Consider the following 16,991-nt stretch of genomic DNA (forward strand, 5'->3'; position numbering starts at 1 on the left):
CCGGACGGTGCGTCGGCAGCGTCAGCGGAGACCGGTAGCCTGGACCCCGTGAAGACGTTCGACGACCTGTTCCAGGAGCTCACCGAGAAGGCGCGCACGCGCCCCGAGGGCTCCGGCACCGTCGCCGAACTCGACGCCGGCGTGCACCAGATCGGCAAGAAGATCGTCGAGGAAGCCGCCGAGGTCTGGATGGCGGCCGAGTACGAGGGCGACGAGCGCACCTCGGAGGAGATCTCGCAGCTGGTCTACCACCTCCAGGTCCTCATGGTCGCCAAGGGGCTCACCCCGGCGGACGTCTGGCGACATCTGTAGGACGCGCTCGGGCACCAGCCCGCGCACCGACCTCGATCCGCCACGACCCCGACCAGAAAGCAGACCCCTGATGCTCCGCATCGCCGTGCCCAACAAGGGCTCCCTGTCCGAGACCGCGTCCGACATGCTGCGTGAGGCCGGGTACGCCGGTCGCCGTGACCCGAAGGCGCTGCACCTGCTCGACGAGCGCAACGGCGTCGAGTTCTTCTTCCTCCGCCCACGGGACATCGCCACGTACGTGGGGTCCGGCGCACTCGACGTCGGCATCACCGGCCGTGACCTGCTGCTCGACTCCGGCTCCGAGGCGCACGAGGTCGACGCGCTCGGCTTCGCCGACTCCACCTTCCGGTTCGCCGGCACGCCCGGACGGTTCGCCTCGCTGCAGGACCTCGACGGCGTCCGCGTGGCCACGAGCTACCCCGGCCTCGTCGGAGCGTTCCTCGCCGAGCACGGGGTCACCTCGACGCTCGTGAAGCTCGACGGCGCCGTCGAGAGCGCCGTGCGGCTCGGGGTCGCCGACGCTGTTGCCGACGTCGTGTCGACGGGCAGCACGCTCCGACAGGCGGGCCTCGAGATCTTCGGCCCGGTGATCCTCGAGTCGACCGCGGTGCTCGTCTCCACCGACGAGACCATCGCCGGCATCGACGTGCTGCGTCGGCGGCTGCAGGGCGTGCTCGTCGCCCGCGGCTACGTGATGCTCGACTACGACGTCCCCACGGCACTGCTCGAGCAGGCGACGGCGGTGGCGTCCGGCATCGAGTCGCCCACGGTGTCGCCGCTGCACGACCGCGAGTGGGCGGCGGTCCGCGTGATGATCCCGCGCGACGACGCGAACCTCATCATGGACGCGCTCTACGACCTCGGCGCCCGGGCGATCCTCGTCAGCCCGATCCACGCCGCACGCCTGTGACCACCGGCGGCGTGTCGGTGCGGGTCATCCCGTGCCTCGACGTCAAGGGCGGCCGAGTCGTCAAGGGTGTCAACTTCCTCGACCTGCAGGACGCCGGTGACCCCGTCGAGCTCGCGGCGCGGTACTACGAGCAGGGTGCCGACGAGCTGACCTTCCTCGACGTCGGCGCCACGGTCGAGAACCGGGCGACGATGTACGACACCGTGACCCGGACGGCCGAACAGGTCTTCATCCCGCTCACCGTCGGTGGTGGGGTGCGCAGCGTCGACGACGTGTCGCGGCTGCAGCAGTGCGGTGCGGACAAGATCGGCGTGAACAGCGCGGCCATCGCCCGCCACGAACTCGTCGGCGAGATCGCCGACCGGTTCGGCGCGCAGGCCGTCGTGCTCTCGCTCGACGTCAAGCGGTCGGACCGGATGCCCTCGGGCTTCGTGGTCACCACCCACGGGGGGCGGACCGAGTCCGACCTCGACGCGATCGCCTGGGCACGCGAAGCCGTCGAACGCGGTGCGGGGGAGCTGCTCGTCAACTCGATCGACGCCGACGGCACGAAGAACGGGTTCGACCTCGAACTCGTGGCCGCGGTGCGCGCGGTCTCGTCCGTCCCGGTGATCGCCTCAGGAGGCGCGGGTCGCGTCGAGCACTTCGCCCCCGCCGTCGACGCGGGTGCGGACGCGGTCCTCGCCGCCAGCGTCTTCCACCGTGGCGAGATGACCGTGGGGGACGTCAAGGCCGCGCTCCGCGCGACCGGTCACGCCGTCCGCTGATCCGCCGCCGTAGGCTAGGAGTCTCATGACCGACAGCACCAGCACCGACACCGAGGCGGTCCTCGACCGCGCACACTTCGGTGCGGACGGCCTGCTCCCCGCCATCGTGCAGGAGGAATCGTCGAAGGACGTCCTCATGCTCGGCTACATGGACCGGGAAGCCCTCCGCCGCACCCTCACCGAGGGCCGTGTGACCTTCTGGTCGCGGTCGCGGAACGAGTACTGGCGGAAGGGCGACACGTCGGGACACGCGCAGTACGTCCGCGGGGCCGCGCTGGACTGCGACGACGACACGCTCCTCGTGACGGTGCACCAGGTCGGGGCGGCGTGCCACACCGGTGCGCACCGGTGCTTCGACGTCGACCCGCTCGCGCCCGTGACCATGTCCGCCCCGGCCGACGCAGCCGTGGAGGCGACCCGATGACCGCCGCGACGATCTCCGAGAACCCGCACACGACCTCCCGGCCGGAGTTCGACGGTCTGGTCGACGACCACCGCGTCATCCCGGTCGTCCGCGCCCTGTACGGCGACAGCGAGACGCCGGTCGGCGTGTACCGCAAGCTCGCCGACGGCCGCCCCGGGTCGTTCCTGCTCGAGTCCGCCGGCCAGGGCGGCCTGTGGTCGCGCTGGTCGTTCGTCGGGGTGCGGAGCTTCGGCGTCCTGACGCAGGACGGCGACCGCGCGGCGTGGATCGACACCGGCATCGACGCCGAGCGGGCCGTCGGGTCCCTCGACGGTGCCCCGCTGGACGTCCTCGCGCGGCTGCACGAGCGCTGGGCCACGCCCCGCGTGCCCGGCTCGCCGCCGCTCGTCGGCGGCACCGTGGGCTTCATCGGGTGGGAGGCCGTCCGGCAGCTCGAACACCTGCCGAACGTGCCGCCGTCCGACTTCGACGTGCCCGGACAGGCGCTGTCGTTCGTCTCCGAGCTCGCCGCCCTCGACCACCGCACCGGGCTCGTGCTGCTCGTCGCGAGCGTGCTGAACGACGGCACGGACGACGCCGATGCCCTGTGGGCGGACGCGCAGCAGCGCCTCGACCGCATGCAGGGCGACCTGGTGCAGCCGAGCGTCGCGACCGTCGCCGAGGCGTTCGAGATCGCGGAGCCGACCCCGACGCACCGGACGAGTCCGGCCGACTACATGGCCGCCGTCGAGCGGTCGAAGGACTTCATCCGCGACGGCGACGTGTTCCAGGTCGTCATCTCGCAGCGGTTCGACCACGAGGTGACGGCCGACCCGCTTGACGTCTACCGCGTGCTCCGGACCCTGAACCCGAGCCCGTACATGTACTTCCTGGCGCTGGCGGACACCGCCGACGAGCGGTTCTGGATCGTCGGCGCCTCGCCCGAGGCGCTGGTGAAGGTGCAGGGCGACCACGCCGTCACCCACCCGATCGCCGGGTCCCGCCCGCGTGGTGCCACGCCCGAAGAGGACGTCCGCCTCGGCGAGGACCTGCTCGGCGACCCGAAGGAGCGCGCGGAGCACCTGATGCTCGTCGACCTGTCCCGCAACGACCTGCAGAAGGTGTGCGAGCCGGGCACGGTCGCCGTCACCGAGTTCATGACGGTCGAGCGGTTCAGCCACATCATGCACCTGGTGTCGAGCGTCGAGGGCCGCATCCGTCCCGAGGCCTCGGCGATCGACGTGTTCCGGGCGACGTTCCCGGCAGGCACGCTCTCGGGCGCGCCGAAGCCCCGAGCGCTCCAGATCATCGACGAGCTCGAGCCCGCCAAGCGTGGTGCGTACGCCGGTGTCGTGGGCTACTTCGACTTCGCCGGGGACGCCGACCTGGCGATCGCGATCCGCACCGCCCTGATCAAGGACGGCGTCGCCCGCGTGCAGGCCGGGGCCGGCCTCGTGGCCGACTCCGACCCGGAGACCGAGCACGTCGAGGCGGTCAACAAGGCCGCGGCCCCGTTGCGTGCCGTCGCGACGGCGAACCGGATGCGCGAGGTCCGTTCGTGAAGCGGTCGCGCCCGATCGTCGTCGTCGCCGGACTCCTGGTCGCCGGCATCATCATGCTCGCGTGGACCCAGACCTGGTTCACCGTCCGCCTGCACGCGGGAGCGGCAGTCACGTCGACGGTCGCCGCCGACGGCGCAGCGGTCGTGCCGCAGTTCACCGCGCTGGCGATCGCGAGCCTCGCGCTGTTCCTCGCGATGACCATCGCCGGACGGGTGCTGCGCATCGTGCTCGCCGCCGTGGAGATCCTGCTCGGCCTCGGCGTGGTCGTCAGCGGCATCACCGCGGCCGCCGACCCGATCGCCGCTGCACGCGGCGCCGTGGGCGAGGTCGCCGGGGTGAGCGACCTCGGCGCCGTCCGGAGCGTCGTGTCGAGCGTCAGCGTGAGCCCGTGGCCCGCAGTCGGCATCGCGGGCGGCGTGCTCGCCGTGCTGCTGGGCGTCGTCGTCATCGTGGTCCAGCGCGCCTGGCCCGGACCGAGCCGGAAGTACGGAGCCGCGACCGCCGGAGCCGCCGCCGCGGCGCGGGCCGCGGCACCCGTCGAGCGCGATGCGGTCGTCGACTGGGACGACCTGAGCGCGGGCGTGGACCCCACCACCGTGGACGGCGCGGGCGCGGGGGCGCCGAGTGACGACACGGTAGGATCGACAGGGCGTCGCTCGACCGACGACGCCGGAGCAGAACGAGGAGCACCGTGAGCAACACTGAGCCCGCAGAACTCGGCGAAGGCCACTCGCCGGCCGCCTGGACCGCCGTCGTGATCATGCTGATCGGATTCGCGGCAGGCACGCTGTTCTTCTGGTTCGACCAGCCGTGGGGCGTCTGGGCCTCCGCTGGCGTCGTCCTCATCGGCCTCATCGTCGGTGGCGTGATGAAGAAGGCCGGCTACGGCGTCGACGGTCCGAAGTTCGTCCCCAAGCACCACGGCGAGTAGGGGTCTGCCGATGCCGAACGTGCTCGAGACCCTCGTCGCCGGCGCCCTCGAAGACGCCGCAGCCCGTCGTGTCGATCGCCCGTACGCGGACGTCGAACGCGACCTCGACCGGGTGGCGTCGCCCCTCGACGCCCTCGCGTTCCTGAGCCCGGGCGACCGGGTGAAGATCATCGCCGAGGTGAAGCGCGCCAGCCCGTCCCGCGGGGCGATGGCCGCGATCGCCGACCCCGCAGGCCTCGCCGCCGACTACGAACGTGGTGGCGCGTCGACGATCAGCGTCCTGACCGAGGGGCGCAAGTTCCTCGGCAGCCTCGCCGACCTCGAAGCCGTGAAGGCCCGTGTCGGGGTCCCCGTGCTCCGCAAGGACTTCATCGCCGACCCGTACCAGGTCATCGAGGCCCGGGCGTCGGGTGCCGACGTCGTGCTGCTCATCGTGGCGGCGCTCGAGCAGGCCCGCCTGGTCGAGCTGCACACGCTCGCCGAAGAACTCGGCATGCGCGTCCTGGTCGAGGCGCACTCCGGTGACGAGGTCACGCGTGGCCTGGACGCCGGTGCCCGCATCCTCGGCGTGAACGCCCGCGACCTCACCGACTTCTCGCTCGACCGCGACCTGTTCGGGTCGCTCGCCGACCGCATCCCCGACGGGGTCGTGCGCGTCGCCGAGTCCGCGGTCTCCGGTCCCGCCGACGTCGCCCACTACCGTGCAGCGGGCGCCGACGTCGTGCTGGTCGGCGAGGCGCTCGTGACGGGGAGCGACCCCGCCGCGACCCTCGCGTCGTTCATCGACGCCGCCGACCAGGCCTGACCGGCTCACCAGGCCGCCGAACCGCGGCCCGGTCCGCTCCACGCATCGAGGCCGCCGACCGCGGCCGCACGTTCCACCCGTCCGACGCGGCCGACCGGCCGCGTCGGACTCGTCCCGGGAGACACATCGTGACCTCACTCCGCGACCTGCACGGCCCCTACTTCGGCGACTTCGGCGGACGCTTCGTCCCCGAGTCCCTCGTCCTCGCGCTCGACGAGCTCGAGGCCGCCTTCCGTCAGGCCTGGGCGGACCCGGCGTTCCGTGCGGAACTCGACGCGCTGCACCGTGACTACACCGGGCGTCCGTCGATCATCACCGAGGTGCCGCGGTTCGCGAAGCACGCCGGTGGCGCCCGGATCATCCTGAAGCGCGAGGACCTGAACCACACCGGCTCGCACAAGATCAACAACGTCCTCGGCCAGGCCCTCGTCGCCCGCCGCCTCGGCAAGACCCGCCTGATCGCCGAGACCGGGGCCGGGCAGCACGGTGTCGCCACCGCGACCGCCGCAGCCCTGTTCGGCATGGAGTGTGTCGTCTACATGGGCGCCGTCGACACCGAGCGCCAGGCGCTCAACGTCGCGCGGATGCGCCTGCTCGGCGCCGAGGTGATCCCGGTCGAGACCGGTTCGCGCACCCTCAAGGACGCCATCAACGACGCCCTGCGCGACTGGGTCGCCAACGTCGAGTCGACGCACTACCTGCTCGGCACCGTCGCCGGTCCGCACCCGTTCCCCGAGATGGTGCGCGAGTTCCACAAGGTCATCGGCGAGGAAGCGCGCCAGCAGGTCCTCGACCGCATCGGTCGGCTGCCGGACGCCGTCGCGGCGTGCGTCGGCGGCGGCTCGAACGCGATGGGCATCTTCGAGGCGTTCCTCGACGACGAGTCCGTCGCGCTGCACGGCTTCGAGGCCGGTGGTGACGGCGTCGAGACCGGTCGGCACGCGGCGAGCATCACGCTCGGTCGCGAAGGCGTGCTGCAGGGAGCGAAGTCCTACCTGATGCAGGACGAGGACGGCCAGACCATCGAGAGCCACAGCATCTCCGCCGGGCTCGACTACCCGAGCGTCGGCCCGGAGCACGCGTACCTGGCGTCGATCGGCCGGGCGAAGTACCAGCCGATCACCGACACCGAGGCCATGGAGGCGTTCCGCCTGATGAGCCAGACCGAGGGCATCATCCCGGCGATCGAGTCGTCGCACGCCCTGGCCGGTGCCATCAAGCTCGGCAAGGAGCTCGGGCCCGAGGGCGTCGTGCTCGTGAACCTGTCCGGCCGCGGTGACAAGGACGTCGCGTCCGCCAGTCGCTACTTCGGCATCCTCGACGAGAACGCGGTGCAGCTGTGACCACGAACAAGACCGTCGCCCAGACGATCGACGCCGCCAACGCCGAGCGCGCCGGAGCCGTCGTCGGGTACCTGCCCGCCGGGTACCCGAACCTGCAGACCAGCGTCGACGCAGCCGTCGCCCTCGCCGAGAACGGCGTGGACGTCATCGAGTTCGGCCTGCCGTACTCCGACCCGGTCATGGACGGCCCCGTCATCCAGCGCGCAGCCGAGGAGAGCCTGGCGAACGGCTTCCGGGTCGCACAGGTCTTCGACGCCGTGCAGCAGATCACCGAGCGGGCCGACGTGCCGGTGCTCGTCATGACCTACTGGAACCCGGTGCTGCGCTACGGCGTGGACCGTTTCGCCGACGACCTCGTCGCCGCGGGAGCCGCCGGTCTCATCACGCCCGACCTCATCCCCGACGAGGCCACCGCGTGGACCGAAGCGTCCGAGCGCACCGGCCTCGACCGGGTCTTCCTCGCCGCGCCGTCCTCGTCGGACGAGCGCATGCGTCAGGCGGTGGAGTCCAGTCGTGGCTTCGTCTACGCCGTGTCGACGATGGGCGTGACCGGTGCCCGGGTCGGGGTCGACGTCGCCGCACGCACCGTCGTGTCGCGCCTGCGTGACGCCGGGGTCGAGCGCACCTGTGTCGGCCTCGGGATCTCGACGGCGGAGCAGGTCGGCGAGGTGCTCGAGTACGCCGACGGTGCGATCGTCGGGTCCGCGTTCGTCCGGGCCCTGGCCGACCTCGGTGTGCAGGGTGTGGCCGACCGGGCCGCCGACCTCGCCACCGGCGCCCGCCGCCGCTAGTCCAGTTCCTGTCGGGCCCGCGACCCGCGCTACAGTGAGCGAGGCCGACGCCACGTCGACCGCGCCCCGTCAGTTCCGAAAGGCGACAGCACCTCCATGCCCCTCCTGAGCATCCCGAGCCCGAGCACCGCCTGGCAGTACTTCGACCTGACCGCCTGGCTCCGCGACGCGTTCGGCTGGTCGCTGCCCCTCGACTTCCGCATCCACGCGTACGCGATCTGCATCCTGGTCGGGATCGTCGCCGCGGTCGTCCTCGCGAACCGTCGGCTCAACGCCCGGGGCGTCGAGCGATGGATCATCATCGACATCGCCATCTGGGCCGTGCCCGCCGGCATCATCGGCGGACGGCTCTTCCACGTGTTCACCCACGTGTCCGACTACTTCGGCCCCGGCATCGACCCGCTGTCGTTCCTGTACATCTGGGAGGGCGGGCTGGCCATCTTCGGCGCGCTGATCCTCGGGTCGGTCGGCGCCTGGATCGGGTGCCGCCAGGTCGGTCTCCGGTTCACGTCGTTCATCGACGCCGTCGTGCCGGGCGTCCTGCTCGCACAGGCCTTCGGACGCCTGGGCAACTACTTCAACCAGGAGCTCTTCGGCATGCCGACGAGCCTGCCCTGGGGGCTCGAGATCGACTCCAGCAACGCCGCGTTCCCGAAGGGCCTGCCCGAGGGCACGCTGTTCCACCCGACGTTCCTGTACGAGATCATCTGGAACGTCCTCGGCGTGGTCGTCATCCTGTTCCTGGCCCGCAAGTTCACGCTCCAGTGGGGCAAGGTCCTCGGCCTGTACCTGATCTGGTACGGCGCGGGCCGCTCGGTGCTCGAGTCCATCCGCGTCGACACGAGCGAGACCTTCTTCGGCGTCCGCACGAACGTGTGGATGGCCCTCGCCGCGGTCGTCATCGGCATCCTGATCTTCGTGGTGCAGAGCCGACGGCACACCGGCAAGGAGCCGAGCCCGTACCTGCCGGGTCGCGGGCCCCGTCCGACCTCCGATGTAGACTCCGAAGACACCTTCTCGGAGCACGACGACGACGCAGCAGACGGCGTCACGAGTGACGAACCGGTCACGACCACCCGCTGAACCAGACGGTCTCCGCCACAAGCGGGGCCCAGCAACCTCGCCGGCCGCCAGGGCAACGACCACTGACGGCGGGCACGGGCACCAGTCCCGCCCGCTCGGGCGGAACGCACCACCGGGCCACCGCTGTCCCTGTTCCACTTCCTCGTGAGGACGGTTCCCCATGGCGCTCCAGCCAACCCAGCCCTCGGCACCGACGAGCCTCGTGCCGCCGCACCGCCGCTTCTCCGCGATCCCGGACGCCACGGGCATGTACGACCCGGCGAACGAGAAGGACGCCTGCGGACTGGCGATGGTCGCGACCCTGCGCGGCACGCCGGGGCACGACATCGTCGACGCGGCGCTCGGTGCGCTCCGGAACCTCGAGCACCGCGGTGCCGTGGGATCCGACGCGGGCACCGGTGACGGCGCCGGCATCCTGTGCCAGGTGCCGGACGAGTTCCTGCGGGACGTCGTACCGTTCGAGCTGCCGGCAGCGGGGGAGTACGCCGTCGGGACCGCCTACCTGCCGCTGGACGACGACGCCCGGCACGCGGTGAAGGGCGCCGTCGAACGACTCGCCCGCGAAGAGGGCCTGAAGGTCCTGGGGTGGCGCGAGGTCCCGGTGCGTCCGGAGGTCCTCGGCACGCTCGCCCGTGCCGCGATGCCGGCGTTCGAGCAGCTGTTCGTCGCCTCGATCCGGCACGACGTGCACGGGGCATCGTGGAGCGGCATCGCCCTCGACCGGCAGGCGTTCCGGCTCCGGAAGCGCGCCGAGCACGACAACGACCTGTACTTCATGTCGCTGTCGAGCCGCACCATGGTCTACAAGGGCATGGTCACGACGCTCCAGCTCGAGCCGTTCTACCCGGACCTGAGCGACGAGCGCTTCACGTCGAAGCTCGCGATCGTGCACTCGCGCTACTCCACCAACACGTTCCCGTCGTGGCCGCTCGCCCAGCCGTTCCGGACCATCGCCCACAACGGTGAGATCAACACGGTGCGCGGCAACCGCAACTGGATGCGGGCGCGCCAGTCGCAGCTCGAGAGCGAACTGCTGGGCGACATGGCCCCGCTGCTCCCCATCGTCAGCCCGGGGGCGAGTGACTCGGCCTCGTTCGACGAGGTCCTCGAGCTGCTGACCCTGACCGGTCGGACGCTGCCGCACGCCGTGTCGATGATGGTTCCAGAGGCGTGGGAGAACCAGGTCGGGATGGACCCGGACCTCCGGGCGTTCTACGAGTACCACTCGATGCTCATGGAGCCGTGGGACGGCCCCGCCGCGATCACCTTCACCGACGGGTCGCTCGTCGGCGCCACCCTCGACCGCAACGGCCTGCGCCCCGGCCGGTTCCTCGTCACCGACGACGGGCTCATCGTGATGGGCTCCGAGACCGGGGTCATCGACGTGCCGGCCGCCAAGGTCGTGCGCAAGGGCCGCCTGCGCCCGGGCCGGATGTTCCTGGTGGACACCGAGGCCGGCCGCATCATCGAGGACGACGAGGTCAAGCGCGAGCTCGCCGCCTCGGGTCCGTGGGCCGACTGGCTCGAAGCCGGCCGCATCAACCTGAACGACCTGCCGGAGCGCGAGCACATCGTGCACACCCCGGCCTCGGTCACCCGCCGTCAGCGGGCGTTCGGCTACACCGAAGAAGAAGTCCGCATCCTGCTCCGTCCGATGGCCGCGGCGGGTGCCGAACCGCTCGGTGCGATGGGGTCGGACACCCCGATCGCGGTGCTGTCGGAGCGTCCGCGACTGCTCTTCGACTACTTCACGCAGCAGTTCGCCCAGGTGACCAACCCGCCGCTCGACTCGATCCGCGAGCAGGTCATCACCTCGATGGGGATGGGTCTCGGTCCGGAGCGCAACCTGCTCTCCGCCGGTCCGGAGCACGCGAAGCAGATCACGCTCGACTTCCCCGTGATCGACAACGACCAGCTCGCCAAGGTCCAGCACTTCGAGACCGAGTCGGGTCGCCACCTGACCGTCACGATCAAGGGGCTGTACCGCGTCGACGCCGGCAAGAAGGCGATGCAGAAGCGCATCGCCGCCGTGTGCGACGAGGTCGACGCCGCGATCGAGTCCGGCAAGCAGTTCATCGTGCTGTCCGACCGCGACGGCAACGCCGAGCAGGCACCGGTGCCGAGCCTGCTGCTCCTCGCGGCGGTGCACCACCACCTGATCCGCACCGAGCAGCGCATGAAGGTCGGGCTCATCGTCGAGGCCGGCGATGTGCGCGAGGTCCACCACGTGGCGACCCTGATCGGGTACGGCGCGTCGGCGATCAACCCGTACCTGGCGATGGAGACCTGCGAGAACCTGGTCCGCGCGGGCATGATCCCCGGCATCACCCCCGAGCAGGCGGTCAAGAACGTCATCAAGGCGCTCGGCAAGGGCGTGCTGAAGATCATGTCGAAGATGGGCATCTCCACGGTGTCCAGCTACGCCGGTGCGCAGGCCTTCGAGGCCGTCGGGCTCAGCCAGGAGTTCGTCGACAAGTACTTCACGGGCACCTCGTCGATCCTGGGCGGCGTCGACATCGACGTCATCGCCAAGGAGAACGCCGAGCGGCACGCCCAGGCGTACCCGCAGGACGGCGCGGTGCTGTCGCACGAGCGGCTGCAGATCGGGGGCGAGTACCAGTGGCGCCGTCAGGGTCCGCCGCACCTGTTCAACCCGGACACGGTGTTCCGCCTGCAGCACGCGACCCGTGCCCGCCGGTACGACATCTTCCGCGAGTACTCGAGCGCCGTGGACGACCAGTCCGAGCAGCTGATGACGCTCCGCGGGCTGTTCCGCTTCAAGCAGGGTGCGCGCAAGCCCATCGCGCTCGACGAGGTCGAGTCGATCGAGTCGATCGTCAAGCGCTTCAACACGGGCGCGATGTCCTACGGGTCCATCTCGAAGGAAGCCCACGAGACCCTCGCCATCGCGATGAACCGTCTCGGCGGCCGCTCGAACACGGGCGAGGGCGGTGAGGACGTCGACCGCTTGCTCGACCCCGAGCGCCGCAGCGCCATCAAGCAGGTCGCCTCCGGACGCTTCGGCGTGACGAGCATGTACCTGACGCACGCCACCGACATCCAGCTCAAGATGGCGCAGGGTGCAAAGCCCGGCGAGGGTGGTCAGCTGCCCCCGGCCAAGGTCTACCCGTGGGTGGCCCGCACCCGGCACGCCACCGCGGGCGTCGGCCTGATCTCGCCGCCGCCGCACCACGACATCTACTCCATCGAGGACCTCAAGCAGCTGATCTTCGACGTGAAGCGGGCCAACCCGGCCGCCCGCGTCCACGTGAAGCTCGTCAGCCAGTCCGGCATCGGTGCCGTCGCGGCCGGTGTGACGAAGGCCCTGGCCGACGTCGTGCTCGTGTCCGGCCACGACGGCGGCACCGGCGCCAGCCCGCTGAACTCGCTCAAGCACGCCGGCACCCCGTGGGAGATCGGCCTGGCCGAGACCCAGCAGACGCTCATGCTGAACGGCATGCGCGACCGGGTCGTCGTGCAGGTGGACGGGCAGATGAAGACGGGGCGCGACGTCGTCGTGGCCGCGTTGCTCGGAGCAGAGGAGTACGGCTTCGCGACCGCTCCGCTCGTGGTCGAGGGGTGCATCCTGATGCGCGTCTGCCACCTGGACACCTGCCCTGTGGGCGTCGCCACGCAGAACCCCGAGCTCCGCAAGCGCTTCTCCGGCAAGCCGGAGTTCGTCGTCAACTTCTTCGAGTTCATCGCACAAGAGGTCCGCGAGCTCCTCGCGGAGCTCGGCTTCCGCAGCCTCGACGAGGCGATCGGGCAGACCGACGCGCTCGACGTGGACCGCGCCGTGGAGCACTGGAAGGCGTCGGGCCTCGACCTCGCGCCGGTGCTCAAGGGACCGCACTTCGACGACGCGGAGCCGCGCCGCCACCACCGCGAGCAGGACCACGAGCTGGACCAGCACTTCGACGTGCAGCTCATCCAGCAGACCGCTGACGTGCTCGACCACGGCGGGTCGATCGCGCTCGACCTGCCCATCCGGAACACCGAGCGCGCCGTCGGCACCATGCTCGGCCACCAGGTGACCCTGCGACACGGGGAACACGGGCTGCCCAACGGTTCGATCGACGTCACGCTGCGCGGTTCGGCCGGGCAGTCGCTCGGCGCGTTCCTGCCGGCGGGCATCACGCTGCGCCTGATCGGCGACAGCAACGACTACGTCGGCAAGGGCCTGTCCGGCGGCCAGATCGTCGTCCGCCCCGACGCCGGTTCGGGCTTCGACCCGGCCGAGAACGTCATCGCTGGCAACGTCATCGGGTACGGCGCCACCCAGGGCAGCATGTTCATCCGCGGCATCGTGGGCGAGCGGTTCCTGGTGCGCAACTCCGGTGCCACGGCGGTCGTCGAGGGTGTGGGCGACCACGCGCTCGAGTACATGACGGGTGGACTCGCGCTCATCCTGGGCGAGACCGGCCGGAACCTCGGTGCCGGTATGTCGGGTGGCACGGCGTACATCCGGGGCCTGCGCCGGGAGCACGTGAACACCGACGCCCTGGCGACCGGCGAGCTCCGGCTCGAGGCGCTCGACAGTGCCGACGTCGAGATCGTCACCGACCTGCTCACCCGGCACGCCGACGAGACGGGGTCGACGCTCGCGTCCGACCTGCTGGCGTCCGGGGACCTGAGCGACTTCGTCAAGGTGCTGCCGCGCGACTACGCGGCGGTGCTCGAGACGCGCAGACAGGCCGTCGACGAGGGGCTCGACCCCGACGGTGACATCGTTTGGAATCGGATCATGGAGGTGACCGGTGGCTGAGCGTCACGCACGTCCGGAATCGACAGAGCCCATCACAACCCTGGAGGTGACCGGTGGCTGACCCCAAGGGATTCCTGAAGGTCCAGGAACGCGAACTCCCGCCCCGGCGCCCCGTGCCCGTGCGGCTCATGGACTGGAAAGAGGTCTACGAGCAGCAGGAGTCCGGTGTCCTGAAGCGCCAGGCCGGCCGGTGCATGGACTGCGGCGTGCCGTTCTGCCACCAGGGCTGCCCGCTCGGCAACCTCATCCCGGAGTGGAACGACCTGACCTGGCGCGGTGAGGGCCGTCAGGCGATCGAACGCCTGCACGAGACGAACAACTTCCCGGAGTTCACGGGTCGGCTGTGCCCGGCACCGTGCGAGTCGTCCTGCGTGCTCGGCATCAACCAGCCGCCGGTGACCATCAAGCAGGTCGAGGTCTCGATCATCGACCAGGCGTTCCAGAACGGGTGGGTCACGCCGCACCCGCCGGAGCGCCTGACCGGCAAGACCGTCGCCGTGGTGGGCTCCGGCCCCGCCGGGCTCGCCGCCGCGCAGCAGCTCACGCGTGCCGGGCACACGGTCGCCGTCTACGAGCGGGACGACCGCATCGGCGGACTGCTCCGCTACGGCATCCCGGACTTCAAGATGGAGAAGCGCCAGATCGACGCGCGCCTCGCCCAGATGCAGGCCGAGGGCACCCGGTTCCGTGCCGGTGTCGAGATCGGCAAGGACATCACCTGGGACGACCTGAAGTCCCGCTACGACGCGGTCGTGGTCGCCACCGGTGCCACCGTGCCCCGTGACCTGCCGATCCCGGGGCGCGACCTCGAGGGCGTGCACTTCGCGATGGACTACCTGGTCCAGCAGAACAAGGCGAACGCGGGCACGACGGTCGACAACCAGATCACGGCCGAGGGCAAGCACGTCGTCGTCATCGGCGGCGGCGACACCGGTGCGGACTGCATCGGCACCGCACACCGTCAGGGCGCGCTCAGCGTGACGAACCTGGCGATCGGCAAGCAGCCGCCGCTCGAGCGTCCGTCCGACCAGCCGTGGCCGATGTTCCCGACCGTGTTCGAGATCACGAGTGCCCACGAAGAGGGCGGCGAGCGGCACTTCCTCGCCTCCACCGTCGAGTTCCTGTCGAACGACGCGGGTGAGGTCCGTGCGCTCCGGGTCGCCGAGACCGAGTACCTCGACGGCCGACGGGTGCCGAAGGCGGGCACCGAGCGGGAGATCCCGGCGGACCTCGTCCTCATCGCGATGGGCTTCACGGGCCCCGAGTCGGACACGATCGAGCCGCAGCTCGGCCTGCCGACCACGGGCTCCGGGTCGCTCGACCGCCGTGCCGACTACGCGACCAACGAGGCCGGCGTGTTCGTCGCGGGCGACGCGGGTCGGGGGCAGTCGCTCATCGTGTGGGCGATCGCCGAGGGCCGTGCCGCGGCCGCACAGGTGGACGAGTACCTCGAGGGCTCCACCATCCTGCCGGCTCCGGTCAAGGCGACCGACCGGGCGATCTCCGTCTGATGCCGGACGATCACGAGATGTCGGACCGCCACCAGATGTCGGACGGCCACCAGATGTCGGACCGCCACCGGACGACGGATCGCCGCCAGAAGACGGACCGTCTCCACCAGATGCTCACGCTCCCGTGAGCGTGAGGCCACCAGCACTCGGTAGGGTGCTGGTGGCCTCGCTTCGTTCCGCGCGGCCCCACAGCGCGGAAACCCAAGCTCCATCCACCACCACGAAGGAATCCATTGAGACGCGCAAAGATCGTTTCGACGCTCGGACCGGCAACGTCGGACTACGAGACCGTCAAGGAGATCATCGAAGCGGGCGTCGACGTCGCCCGCCTCAACCTCAGCCACGGTGACTACAGCGTCCACGAGGCCAACTATGTCAACGTCCGTCGTGCCGCCGAAGAGCTCGGCAAGCCCGTCGCGATCCTCGTCGACCTGCAGGGTCCGAAGATCCGTCTGGCCCGCTTCGCCGACGGCCCGCACGACCTGGCGGTCGGTGACGTCTTCACCATCACGACCGAGGACGTCCCCGGCTCGAAGGAGATCTGCGGCACGACGTTCAAGGGCCTGCCGCAGGACGTCAAGCCCGGCGACCCGCTGCTCATCGACGACGGCCGTGTCCGCCTGCGTGTCCTCGACACCGACGGCGTGCGGGTCCGCACCGAGGTCGTCGTCCCCGGCACGGTGTCCAACAACAAGGGCATCAACCTGCCCGGTGTCGCCGTCAACGTTCCCGCGCTGAGCGAGAAGGACGAGGCCGACCTCCGCTGGGCGATCCGCCAGGGTGCCGACCTCATCGCGCTGTCGTTCGTCCGCAACGCGAGCGACGTCGTGCGTGCGCACGAGATCATGGACGAAGAGGGCAAGCGCCTGCCGGTCATCGCCAAGGTCGAGAAGCCCCAGGCCGTCGACGCGCTCGAGGAGATCATCGACGCCTTCGACAGCATCATGGTCGCCCGCGGGGACCTCGGCGTCGAGCTCCCGCTCGAGGCCGTCCCGATCGTGCAGAAGCGCGCCGTCGAGCTGTCCCGCCGCATGGCGAAGCCGGTCATCGTCGCGACGCAGATGCTCGAGTCGATGATCTCGTCGCCGATCCCCACGCGCGCCGAGACCTCCGACGTCGCGAACGCCGTGCTCGACGGTGCCGACGCGGTCATGCTGTCCGGCGAGACGAGCGTCGGTGAGTACCCGGTGCAGACCGTCCGCACCATGGCCCGCATCGTGGAGTCCACCGAGGACCACGGTCTCGAGCGCATCGCCCCGCTCGGCACCAAGCCGCGCACGCTCGGCGGTGCGATCACCCTCGCCGCCGTCGAGATCGCCGAGTTCACCGAGGCGTCGTACCTCTGCGTCTTCACCGAGTCCGGCGACTCGGCCCGACGCATGTCGCGCCTGCGTCACGGCCTGCCGATCATCGCCTTCACCCCGAACGAGGCCACGCGCCGCCGGATGGCACTCACCTGGGGCGTCCGTTCGTTCCTGGTGGAGCGCAAGACCCACACCGACGAGCTCTTCTCGCAGGTGGACGACGTCCTCCTCGAGAACGGCCTGGCCGCCCCCGGCGACCGCGTCATCGTGACGGCCGGGTCCCCTCCCGGCATCGAGGGCTCGACGAACGACCTGCGCGTGCACCGGGTGGGCGACGCCCACGCCGAGGCCGCCCCGGCCTACGTCCGGGACTGATCCGAGGGATCCGTCGCCACCAGGGCGCGGACTGGAGGCCCGGCGCGAGCAGCGCCGACCGCTTCCGGTCCGCGCCCTGCCGCGTCTCCACGGCCCTGGTGGTGACCGGACGTCGGCCGCAGGCGGCAG

At 70.7% G+C, this 16,991-nt stretch carries 14 protein-coding genes; all 14 read left to right on the top strand.

All coding sequences use genetic code 11. The features are described 5' to 3' along the window. The first annotated feature begins 48 nt into the window (after nt 1-48). The 14 genes from ITJ50_RS11500 to pyk all read left to right on the top strand — a co-directional run bounded on the left by ITJ50_RS11500 (nt 49) and on the right by pyk (nt 16,862). A complete protein-coding gene (locus ITJ50_RS11500) occupies nt 49-312 on the top strand; it encodes a phosphoribosyl-ATP diphosphatase (protein ID WP_031259753.1) in 264 nt (87 codons plus the stop codon). A 70-nt stretch (nt 313-382) separates the two neighbouring features. Next, a complete protein-coding gene (gene hisG / locus ITJ50_RS11505; RefSeq protein WP_017887195.1) occupies nt 383-1,222 on the top strand; it encodes an ATP phosphoribosyltransferase in 840 nt (279 codons plus the stop codon). Next, on the top strand, nt 1,219-1,989 hold the full coding sequence (gene hisF / locus ITJ50_RS11510; protein WP_017887196.1) for an imidazole glycerol phosphate synthase subunit HisF: 771 nt from the start codon (nt 1,219-1,221) through the stop codon (nt 1,987-1,989). Before hisG ends, hisF begins: the two co-directional genes overlap by 4 nt. Nucleotides 1,990-2,014: 25 nt before the next feature. Further along, nucleotides 2,015-2,413: a phosphoribosyl-AMP cyclohydrolase gene (gene hisI / locus ITJ50_RS11515; protein WP_017887197.1), complete on the top strand. Its 399-nt coding sequence runs from the start codon at nt 2,015-2,017 to the stop codon at nt 2,411-2,413. Beyond that, nucleotides 2,410-3,954, top strand: a complete 1,545-nt coding sequence (locus ITJ50_RS11520; protein WP_017887198.1) for an anthranilate synthase component I — start codon at nt 2,410-2,412, stop codon at nt 3,952-3,954. Before hisI ends, ITJ50_RS11520 begins: the two co-directional genes overlap by 4 nt. Then, entirely contained in the window at nt 3,951-4,649 is a 699-nt protein-coding gene (locus ITJ50_RS11525; RefSeq protein WP_017887199.1) for a Trp biosynthesis-associated membrane protein, read from the top strand. The genes ITJ50_RS11520 and ITJ50_RS11525 overlap by 4 nt, the downstream gene beginning before the upstream one ends. Next, nucleotides 4,646-4,885, top strand: coding sequence for an HGxxPAAW family protein (locus ITJ50_RS11530; protein ID WP_017887200.1), 240 nt, complete (start codon nt 4,646-4,648; stop codon nt 4,883-4,885). The genes ITJ50_RS11525 and ITJ50_RS11530 overlap by 4 nt, the downstream gene beginning before the upstream one ends. A gap of 19 nt (nt 4,886-4,904) precedes the next feature. Further along, on the top strand, nt 4,905-5,690 hold the full coding sequence (gene trpC, locus ITJ50_RS11535; RefSeq protein WP_031259757.1) for an indole-3-glycerol phosphate synthase TrpC: 786 nt from the start codon (nt 4,905-4,907) through the stop codon (nt 5,688-5,690). 128 nt (nt 5,691-5,818) lie between these two features. Beyond that, on the top strand, nt 5,819-7,033 hold the full coding sequence (trpB, locus tag ITJ50_RS11540; RefSeq protein ID WP_017887202.1) for a tryptophan synthase subunit beta: 1,215 nt from the start codon (nt 5,819-5,821) through the stop codon (nt 7,031-7,033). After that, complete coding sequence (trpA, locus tag ITJ50_RS11545; protein WP_017887203.1) at nt 7,030-7,824, top strand: tryptophan synthase subunit alpha; 795 nt, start codon at nt 7,030-7,032, stop codon at nt 7,822-7,824. The genes trpB and trpA overlap by 4 nt, the downstream gene beginning before the upstream one ends. A 96-nt stretch (nt 7,825-7,920) precedes the next feature. Beyond that, nucleotides 7,921-8,907: a prolipoprotein diacylglyceryl transferase gene (lgt, locus tag ITJ50_RS11550; protein WP_017887204.1), complete on the top strand. Its 987-nt coding sequence runs from the start codon at nt 7,921-7,923 to the stop codon at nt 8,905-8,907. 160 nt (nt 8,908-9,067) lie between these two features. Then, nucleotides 9,068-13,672 (top strand): glutamate synthase large subunit, encoded by a 4,605-nt coding sequence (gene gltB / locus ITJ50_RS11555; protein WP_416354619.1) that lies wholly within the window; start codon nt 9,068-9,070, stop codon nt 13,670-13,672. A gap of 53 nt (nt 13,673-13,725) precedes the next feature. Beyond that, nucleotides 13,726-15,183, top strand: coding sequence for a glutamate synthase subunit beta (locus ITJ50_RS11560; protein WP_017887206.1), 1,458 nt, complete (start codon nt 13,726-13,728; stop codon nt 15,181-15,183). Between the two features lie 233 nt (nt 15,184-15,416). Beyond that, the gene (pyk, locus tag ITJ50_RS11565) at nt 15,417-16,862 is read left to right on the top strand and encodes a pyruvate kinase (RefSeq protein WP_110891587.1); all 1,446 of its coding nucleotides are present in this window, start codon (nt 15,417-15,419) and stop codon (nt 16,860-16,862) included. The last annotated feature ends 129 nt before the right edge of the window (nt 16,863-16,991 follow it).

Origin of the sequence: Curtobacterium sp. VKM Ac-2889 (assembly GCF_015350855.1) — a bacterium.
GTDB lineage: Bacteria > Actinomycetota > Actinomycetes > Actinomycetales > Microbacteriaceae > Curtobacterium > Curtobacterium poinsettiae.